The 9,178-nt window shown below is 34.2% G+C and carries 10 protein-coding genes; 8 read left to right on the forward strand and 2 right to left on the reverse strand.

Annotated features, from left to right (window positions below):
• The first annotated feature begins 2 nt into the window (after positions 1-2).
• The 8 genes from rd (at position 3) to ACLTU0_RS00920 (ending at position 7,753) form a co-directional block, all read left to right on the forward strand.
• Complete coding sequence (gene rd, locus ACLTU0_RS00885) at positions 3-164, forward strand: rubredoxin (RefSeq protein ID WP_412321031.1); 162 nt, start codon at positions 3-5, stop codon at positions 162-164.
• Positions 165-275: 111 nt separating this feature from the next.
• Complete coding sequence (locus ACLTU0_RS00890) at positions 276-803, forward strand: hypothetical protein (RefSeq protein WP_022229798.1); 528 nt, start codon at positions 276-278, stop codon at positions 801-803.
• Between the two features lie 29 nt (positions 804-832).
• A complete protein-coding gene (locus ACLTU0_RS00895) occupies positions 833-2,380 on the forward strand; it encodes a lectin like domain-containing protein (protein WP_022229799.1) in 1,548 nt (515 codons plus the stop codon).
• Positions 2,381-2,399: 19 nt separating this feature from the next.
• Entirely contained in the window at positions 2,400-2,729 is a 330-nt protein-coding gene (locus ACLTU0_RS00900) for a PepSY domain-containing protein (RefSeq protein ID WP_022229800.1), read from the forward strand.
• A gap of 21 nt (positions 2,730-2,750) precedes the next feature.
• A complete protein-coding gene (locus tag ACLTU0_RS00905) occupies positions 2,751-3,587 on the forward strand; it encodes a PepSY domain-containing protein (protein WP_022229801.1) in 837 nt (278 codons plus the stop codon).
• 48 nt (positions 3,588-3,635) lie between these two features.
• The gene (locus ACLTU0_RS00910; RefSeq protein ID WP_022229802.1) at positions 3,636-4,598 is read left to right on the forward strand and encodes a stalk domain-containing protein; all 963 of its coding nucleotides are present in this window, start codon (positions 3,636-3,638) and stop codon (positions 4,596-4,598) included.
• A gap of 17 nt (positions 4,599-4,615) precedes the next feature.
• Positions 4,616-7,015, forward strand: a complete 2,400-nt coding sequence (locus ACLTU0_RS00915) for an InlB B-repeat-containing protein (RefSeq protein ID WP_022229803.1) — start codon at positions 4,616-4,618, stop codon at positions 7,013-7,015.
• A gap of 429 nt (positions 7,016-7,444) precedes the next feature.
• Positions 7,445-7,753: a site-specific integrase gene (locus ACLTU0_RS00920; protein ID WP_022229804.1), complete on the forward strand. Its 309-nt coding sequence runs from the start codon at positions 7,445-7,447 to the stop codon at positions 7,751-7,753.
• An 18-nt stretch (positions 7,754-7,771) separates the two neighbouring features.
• On the opposite strand, the gene ACLTU0_RS00925 is transcribed toward ACLTU0_RS00920, so the two are convergent.
• Positions 7,772-7,987: an ATP-binding protein gene (locus ACLTU0_RS00925; RefSeq protein WP_412321027.1), complete on the reverse strand. Its 216-nt coding sequence runs from the start codon at positions 7,985-7,987 to the stop codon at positions 7,772-7,774.
• Between the two features lie 128 nt (positions 7,988-8,115).
• On the reverse strand, positions 8,116-9,012 hold the full coding sequence (locus ACLTU0_RS00930) for a Fic family protein (RefSeq protein WP_022229805.1): 897 nt from the start codon (positions 9,010-9,012) through the stop codon (positions 8,116-8,118).
• Between the last annotated feature and the right edge of the window lie 166 nt (positions 9,013-9,178).

Below are 9,178 nucleotides of genomic sequence, written 5' to 3' on the forward strand. Positions count from 1 at the left end.
TGATAAAAAAGTATGAATGTGAAGTATGTGCATACATATATGATCCGGAACTGGGTGATCCTGATGGTGGCATTGCACCAGGTACAGCGTGGGGAGAGTTGCCGGAAGATTGGGTTTGCCCATTATGTGCAGTCGGAAAAGAGCAGTTTCGGGAAGTTGAATAACTAAGTAATATTTCTGAACTGACAGTTGAAAGTGGAACAATAGAATTACAATCACTTACAGCTGCGAAAAACGGATTCAAGATAAATGTTCATAATGGTGCTAAGCTAAATTTGAAAAATATATATAGACCTGTCGTATCTGATTTTAATGGTGGCGGAACAATCGTAATTTCAAATTCTGATATGTTGACTATTACAGGAAGTGTGACAGGAACAACTGCATTTGAAACAGCAGGAGGATTCGGAGGCGAGTCCGGAATTGCACAAGCAGGGCATACATATATAACAGCTCCTAATTCTAATGAAAATTCTGAAGAAGGAAACGGTTCGTTAATTACTATAACGGATAGTACCGGAAATTCTGTAACAACGATAAATGCCGACAGTTTTTCGGCTAAAGCAGTGATTCCAACCAAAACAAATAAATCAACTGTTATGATTGCAAAATACAATGGTGATGAGTTGAAGAAGATAAGAATATACAGCGCAAATGTAATAACAAATGAAAATTACACAGTAAAAGAAACAGAGAGTATTTCAGTTTCTGAAAATAAAGTATCAAATGGAGTTAGGATAAAAGCATTTATATTTGAAAATTTAGAAAATGTAAAGCCATTATGCAAGCCAGAAGAGATTTAACATTATGAAATAGAAAGAAGGAAATAGTGATGTTAAAAATAAAAAATATTTTAACCTGTGCCATAAGCATTTCCTTGTTTTTAATGTCATCAACAGCTGCTGATGCAACACAAACAGCGGAGGATTTGCGAAATAGTGACATATCAAAACTAGTGAAACAATCAAAATTTGACTCGAGGGATTATGGCATTGTTACTCCGGTTAGAGATCAAGGGGATACTTCGCTTTGCTGGGCGTATTCTACAGCAAGTGCATCAGAGACATCAATACTTAGAAGTGGTATTGATAAAAGTGTAGATAAGAGTTCTCTATCACTTTCCCCACAACAGATTGGATATGCAAGACATAATCGAGGAAGTGACCCTCTTAATAATACAACTGGTGAAATAACAAGCAGTTCAGGAAATTGGAGCTATGCAGGTGGAGGAACTAAATATGCCGCGGCTTTGCTTTCTACATGGTGTGGGCCTGTTAAATCCGATAAGGCGTATAATGTGAATGGTTGGAGTAATGCCGCCTATAAGTTGGAAAGTGCAATATCTGTTGATGGTAAGAATCTTAATAAGGATGCGGCGGCAAGAGAAAAAATGAAACGAGCTATAGTCAAATATGGTGCAGTTACATTTTCGTATAATAATGTGAGAGAAGCATATTATTATAATCCAAGCGAAGAAAGCGGAAGTTCACCGCATGCTTGTACTATAATCGGATGGGATGATACCATTCCGGCAGAAAATTTTTATCCGAGCAAAACAACAACTGACGGAGGGTGGTTGGTCAAGAACAGCTATTCTTCGTTGCCTTACTTTTATCTGTCTTATGAAGTAACCTGTGAACAGATATATGCTTTTGATTATGTAATGAATGATAAGTATGATAATAACTATTTTTATGATGCGTCAGCAACTGATAGTGGCATAGGAAGTCTTTTGAAAATTAAACAGGCAGCCAATGTATTTAAAGTCAAAGGAGATACTGAAAATGAATGGATTAAGGCAGTAGGTGTAGGTATTGTTGGAGAAAATACTGATTGTACGGTTGAAGTTTATAGCGATGTACAAGACGGAAGTTTTAATCCTCAAAATGCAAAGCTTGAAACAACAAAGACAGTTTATCTTGAATATGGTGGATTTAATTGCATTGAACTTGATAAACCTGTAGAAGTAAAAAAAGGCAGTACATTTGCAGTTGTTGTTAAAGTCAATAACGCGTACATAACGCTAAGTGAAAATGAGGGGGAATCTTATGTATACCGCGGAGGTTGGACACCATCACAGGCAGTGAGAATAAAGGTATTTACCAAAAACGATGAAAAAAATCAGAATTCTATTGAGTTTATGGATGAAGGACAAGTTAAGGTAAGAGGAAATGGTGGTATAAAGCAGTTAATTATCACCATGTCCGAAAATGAAGAATTAAAAGATTTTTATGTTGAATCTATAAATTTTGATGAGAATAAAGAAAAAATAGTGACATTGCCATCAGGATGGATAAGGATAGAAAATATACGCTATAAAGCATTTCTATGGGATAATTTTGAGAATATATCTCCTGAGTGTTCAGAGATAGAATGGTAGAAAAAAGAAAGGTGGCAATATGATATTTCATCGCATAAATATTCCGACAGTTACAAATACGATAGGAGAACCTGGAAAACAAGATTCGACGCAGAATAGTTCAGACCATATTCAACAAAAACAAACTGATGAAAATAAAGAATTGAATATAACACTTGAACAGGCAAAAGATATAGCGTTACAGAAGGCAGGTGTATCTGAGCAAGTATATTTTAAAGAAGCAAAGTTGGATTTTGAAGATGGAAGATGGAAATATGAAATTGAGTTTATGCAAGACAATGTAGAATATGAGGCAGAGATAGATGCTCAGACAGGAGTATTCTATAAGTGGAAAATTGATAGAGATTAATAGAAATGGAGATGTATTATTATGATTAAGAAGGTAACTTTATTAACTACATTAGGGGCAATTACACTAGGTATTGCTATAGGAGTATCGGCAAATGGGATTGTACAAAAAGTACAATCGGAAATTAGAGGTGATTTTGTAATAAAGACAAATGGACAGATTCAAACATTAAAAAGTGTAGATGGTGAAACTGTATATCCTATGCTTTATGAAGGAACAACGTATCTTCCGGTTAGAGCTATTGCTGAATTGAACAACAAAGAAGTTGTATGGTATGAAGACACAAAAACTATAGATATTGTGGATAAAACAAATTCTACAGTAACAGATGCTGATAAAATCGTAAATGGTGATATTAGTAAACAAACACCGGTACCAAGACAGACATCACAACCGTCACAAGGAGGATATGACATTACAAATAGCACGAAAATAACACTTGATAAAGCAATAGAAATTGTGGTAAACAAAGCTGGAGTTTCGGAAAACGACTTGTATTCAAAAAATGCAAATTATGATTATGATCATGGACAATATATCGTTGAAGTGGAAATAGATACAAAAAGCACAGAATATGATGCAAAAATAGATGCAGTGAGTGGAAATGTGCTTGAATGGAATTCGAAGGATGAAAGAGTAAATTCATATATTAATTTAAACGGAGTAATTTCTTTAGACAAGGCAATAGAAATTGTTGTTGCTGAAAAAAATATAGATACAAACAAGATTTTAGCGAAAAAAGCAAGTTACGATTATGAAAGAGGCAAAACAGTTATTGGTGTTGAAATCTATGTTGATGGCTTTGAATATGATGTAGAGCTTGATGCAATGACCGGTGCAGTGCAGAAATGGAATTGAGTAGCAAAATATAACTTTTGAAAAATAAATCTATGATAAGGAGATATAATGAAAATAAAAAGAATCATATTAAGCATTGTAGTGAGTTTGTTGTTGCTTTCAACAGTTGCTCTTGCAAAAACATCAGAATACAAATTGCAACTGTTTTTTCAACCGGCTATTATGGACGACATAACAGGAGATGTATTAACAGGCATAAACTTAAAAAATGTTGATTTAGCAATTCCACAAGATAAAGGCAGTATATGTGGATTGAATTTTGATTTTGAATATGATGATAATGTATTTAATGTGCTTACTAACAATAACGGAGAGGTTGTTATAATTACTGATGAAAATACATTAATCAAGGACAGTTCTAAAATTCATGCAACAGTTGAAAATGGTGTAATACATATAAGTTACAACGATGATAAAGATTTAATTAAATATGATGGTACTTTATGCCGATTTATACTAATTGCAAACAATGTTAATGCGTTATGGAATTCATTTGACTATTATCCAATACGATTTGTGGAAGATTCTATTTCTGTAAATACATACAACGAAACAACAGAACCGTTTTATAATATTGAGGGGATAGATGGTAAAGTTGGAGCATATAATAAACCTCTTGTGTTGGAACAGGTATCAGTCAATAAGAGTATGGTATTTTCGCTCAGGAAGTCAGATGTTCAGGTGAATGGTGAAGTTATATCAACTGATGCTGTACCATTTGTTGTTGATGGAATGTGGATGTTACCGATGAGATACTTTGCAGAGGCGACAAACATGAAGGTAGAGTGGAATGCAGAAAAAGCCACTGCTTGTGCTTATGGTGAAAACAAAAATCTTAAAGTTTCTATTAAAGGTGATAAAATATATATAAATTCAGCATTGTGGAATGGAAAGGAGCATGCCATTGAAATAAATGGCAGAATATATATACCACTATCTTTAGTTCAAGAACTTTATCCAAACGTATCAACTAATGCATTGGAAAATGAAATATCAATATATGTACCATAAGGAAGATGTGTAATTTTATGAAAAAGAGTGTTAAAAAATTATTGACAGGAATGATAATTTCTTCAATGTTGAGCAGTTCATTCAATGTTTTGGCGGCGAATAACGTAGAGATTAAGGGGATATCTGTATTGGAAAATGATAAGGTTGTTGCAACTTTTGAGCCGACAGACGGAAATATACAGCTTACTCCTGAACAAATGCTACAAGTAACAGTTTCGGTAAAGGGCGACGAAATGGAATCGGTATATGCTTCGTTTTTATCTAATTCAAATAATAAAGATATTAGTAATGCGACGGTGCAATATGTCGCACAAAAAGCAATAGGTGAAGATAATACTGCAACATTCAAGTTCAGACCGAGAAAGTCAGTAGGACAAGGATCTTTTATTGCAAAATCAGGTGCGACAGGCGCAGAAAAAGCGGCAACATTCCATTATATGGTCAAAGAAGAAGACAAGACAATGACATTGACTGGAAAGAATAATATCATAAAAGCTAACGAAATAGCGGATGCTACATTTGTTGTTACACCTACAAGTTTTACAGGAGAAGATTATACTGGATTTAGTGTTTATATTGATGACAGTTCGACGGCATTGGCAACAGATAAATATAAAATCGAGAAGGTTGAAAATGAACTGATACTTACAGTAAAACACGAAAATTTTGCTAATAAGGTATCAGGGGACAAAATAAAGGTAACAGTAAAACATAACGGATATATGGATGCAAGTGGTGAAATCACAATATTAGATGCTGTATATAATGTGACATTAAATACAAATGGAGGCGTTTTGGCAAACGAGAGTGATAATATAACTAATTATACACAGGGAACAGTCGTAACACTTCCAACACCAACTCAAGTGGGTTATAAATTTGAAGGCTGGTATGAAAATAAAGATTTTACCGGCAATAAAGTTACAATGATTACGGCTGATTCAGAAGGTGATAAGGTATATTATGCGAAATGGATAGCTGAAACATATGCAATCAGTTATGAGCTTAATGATGGAATTATTGCAGATGGAGAAAATGTGACTAGCTACACATATGGAGTTGGTGCTACACTACCAACACCAACAAAAGCTCACTACAAATTTGGCGGTTGGTATGAAAAATCTGATTTTAGCGGTGAATCAGTGAAAACAATACGAACTAATGAAATCGGTGCTAAGACATATTATGCAAAGTGGATAGCGGATACATACAAAGTGACATTGAATACACATGGTGGAACCATTGCAGATGATAAAAATATAACAAGTTATGAATATGGAACTACTGTCAAGCTCCCAACTAGTGAAGATATAACAAAGGCAGATTATCATTTTAATGGTTGGTATGATAATGCTGAATTTACAGGAACACCAATAACAGAAATTACTATAAAAGAAGTTCCTGAAACAGGCAATAGCATGATATTCTATGCGAAATGGACTAAAAATGAGCCGGATAAGTATATGGTTACATTTGAAAATGCAGACGGAACAGTATTGCAAAGTGGAGACGTGGAAAAGGATACAATGCCAGTGTATGCAGGAGCAACTCCGACAAAGGAACAAGACGACAGGTACACATATGTGTTTGATAAATGGGTTCCGGAATTGACAAGTGTAACAGGTCCGGCAACATATACAGCGACATATACTTCGACTTCAAGAGTATATCAAGTAACACTGAATGTGAATGACGGTACTATCGGAGAAAATGTAACAGACTACACATATGGAACTGCTGTAACATTACCAGTGCCGACGAAGAAAGGATATAAATTTGAAGGTTGGTATGATAACGCTGAATTTACAGGTGTTACGGTTACTGAAATTTCTGCGGCGGCAACAGGAGATAAAACATACTATGCAAAATGGGTAGCAGAGCAATATACCATTACATTTAATACAGATGGTGGAGTATTTGTAGAAACACCTATTTCAAGTTACATATATGGAACAACCGCAACATTACCGGTGCCGACAAAGAATGGCTATAAGTTTGAAGGTTGGTATGATAATGCTGAATTTACAGGTACAGCTCTCACTGAAATTTCGGATAGAGCAATAGGAGATAAAGTTTTCTATGCTAAGTGGCGTAAAGAAAGTATTGTAGAAAACCTTGAGGTTTTGGACGCGTTCAAAAATAAGGTAGATGTCACAAAACTTATTGATGAACAAGGCAATACAACAGTTACAGTCATGGCAAAAGAAAATGTTACAATGCCTGAATTAAAACTTTATCGTGCAATATACAAGGACAATAAACTACTTGGAACATTGGAGGAAATGAAACCTAACATGGTAGGTGGAAACAGCGTATTCATATTTGCACCTTTGACACTTAAAGACGGTGAATCATCAAAGATAATGCTTTGGGATGAAAAAAATGCGCCTACAATAAATGCGATTATAAATCAATAAAAAAAGGATTGAGTATATTAAGATGGAAATAACAAAAGATATAAAATATGTGGGAGTAAATGACTATGATATTGAATTGTTTGAAGGTCAGTATGCTGTATAGAACGGTATGGCATAGCTCTCATCATCGAAAAATCTCACATTTATTCAGGAAGAGGTACATGTTAAATCGGCGATTGATGAGCAGAGCACAGCTTGAGGCGTTGGCTAAAGCGTTAGTAGTTGATTAAATTGAATTATTAAAGAGCATTTGATAGTAAAAACAAGTCTTTTGCAAGACTTGTTTTTTGTTTGCGACACATCTTCAAACCAAGAAAATGCCACTGAGTTAAGTGTATTTTTTAAAGAAATGTAAAATAATAAAACATATACTGATATTTTGATAAGAAAAGTTGTAAAATAAAATGTATGATTGGAGATGTGAGTTAAATGAATAACAGCAAAATTATAGATGGAGAAGAATTAAAAGGTAAAATAGGAGCTTTTACGCAGTATTTGATAGATGAGGAAAAATCAAATTCTACAATCGAAGGATATAGAAGAAATGTTAAAAGATTTATAGAATTTATAGGTAAAAGCAAGATAAATAAAAATACGGTACTCGAGTACAAAAGTGCACTGATGAATATGTATAAAACAGCTACAATTAATGCTGCATTATCAGCAATCAACAGCTTTTTTGCCTTTGTCAATAAAAAACTTAGCCACCTCGCTAATAAAAAAGTGAGCCAGTTGTGATAAAAAAATTTTGAGCCACTAATCGTGATTCACAGTCGAGTCGATACGGTAAGATGAGCTACAGTTCATGTTCAGAACGAAGGATCTGAAGGTGACTCTGTCTATGAGTGCAGCAAGCAGCATTTCGTTTTCAAAAAGCTGTGTCCATTGTGAAAATTCAAGATTTGAGTCGGGGGTGCGGACATATTCTTGGACTATTTTATGCTGATAATCCAAGGCTATGTCCGCACCCACGTCTGTATCTAAATCTTTGTCAACACAACATTTTTATATTTTTTTCCACCTCCATACGGACACGGATCATTACGACCAATTTTTTTATTCATAAGTAAACTCCTAAATTTATAAATCGCTATTTTGTATTACTCGATATACGGTATCTTAAAATAATCCAAATACTTTTTGAACTTATCCTGTGCCGTAAAGCAGGTATCGGTCAAATAACCTTTTTCATTGTTCCATTCGGACAGACCTCTGTAATAGAACATCTTTAAATCTTCATCAATTATAAACGGAACAATATTATTTTTCAGGCATTCTTTAAACATAATAAGTCTTCCGACTCTGCCGTTGCCGTCTTGAAACGGATGTATTGTTTCAAAAGTATAATGAAAGTCTATGATTTCTTCAAGCGTATGCTCTTCTTTTTGATTATAGTCTTTTAAAAGTGCTTTAATCTTAGTTGCAACATCTTCTGGTTTTGCGGTTTCTTTTCCGCCGACTTCATTGGGAAGCTTTTTATACTCGCCCACATTAAACCAATCTTTTCTTGAATCAGATGTACCGGATTTTAAAGTATAATGTAACTGTTTTATAAACTTTTCTGTGAGCTTATATTTTGCATTATCAATTATCATATCGATACATTTGAAATGATTTGCCGTTTCAATAATGTCATCAACATTAAGTGCATCATTTTCCACTCCGATTGTATTGGTTTCAAAAATATATCTCGTTTGGTCGTGGGTAAGCTTGCTTCCCTCAATGTGATTTGAATTATAGGTAAGTTCAATCTGTATTTTATGATATATTCCGCCGGAAATATAAGATGCTTTCTCTGATTTCAATCGTTCAAGCAATGTTTGATGCTCATTGCTTTTTTTATTTTTTCTTTTGGGTTTTTCTGCGTTTTCGGGAATATTCCAAGTCTTACCCGTTAGGAATGCACCGGGTATTTTATCCTCGGCACAGTATTTTCTAACACCACGCTCGGACATATTCCATTTTTTCGCCATTTGCGATACAGATAAATAGTTCATAAAATCACTCCTAACATCTATTTATATTATACCACATTACAGGAACAACATCAATAAATTTAAAATTATTTTCAATACATTTGTGCCGATAACGGCATATTTGCAATTAATAAAACCATTGTTATTAAATGCAGATATTCATAAAACTGTTCAATTCTTGTTTCTT

The sequence above is a fragment of the Hominilimicola sp. genome, assembly GCF_046972485.1.
Taxonomy (GTDB): domain Bacteria; phylum Bacillota; class Clostridia; order UBA1381; family UBA1381; genus Hominilimicola; species Hominilimicola fabiformis.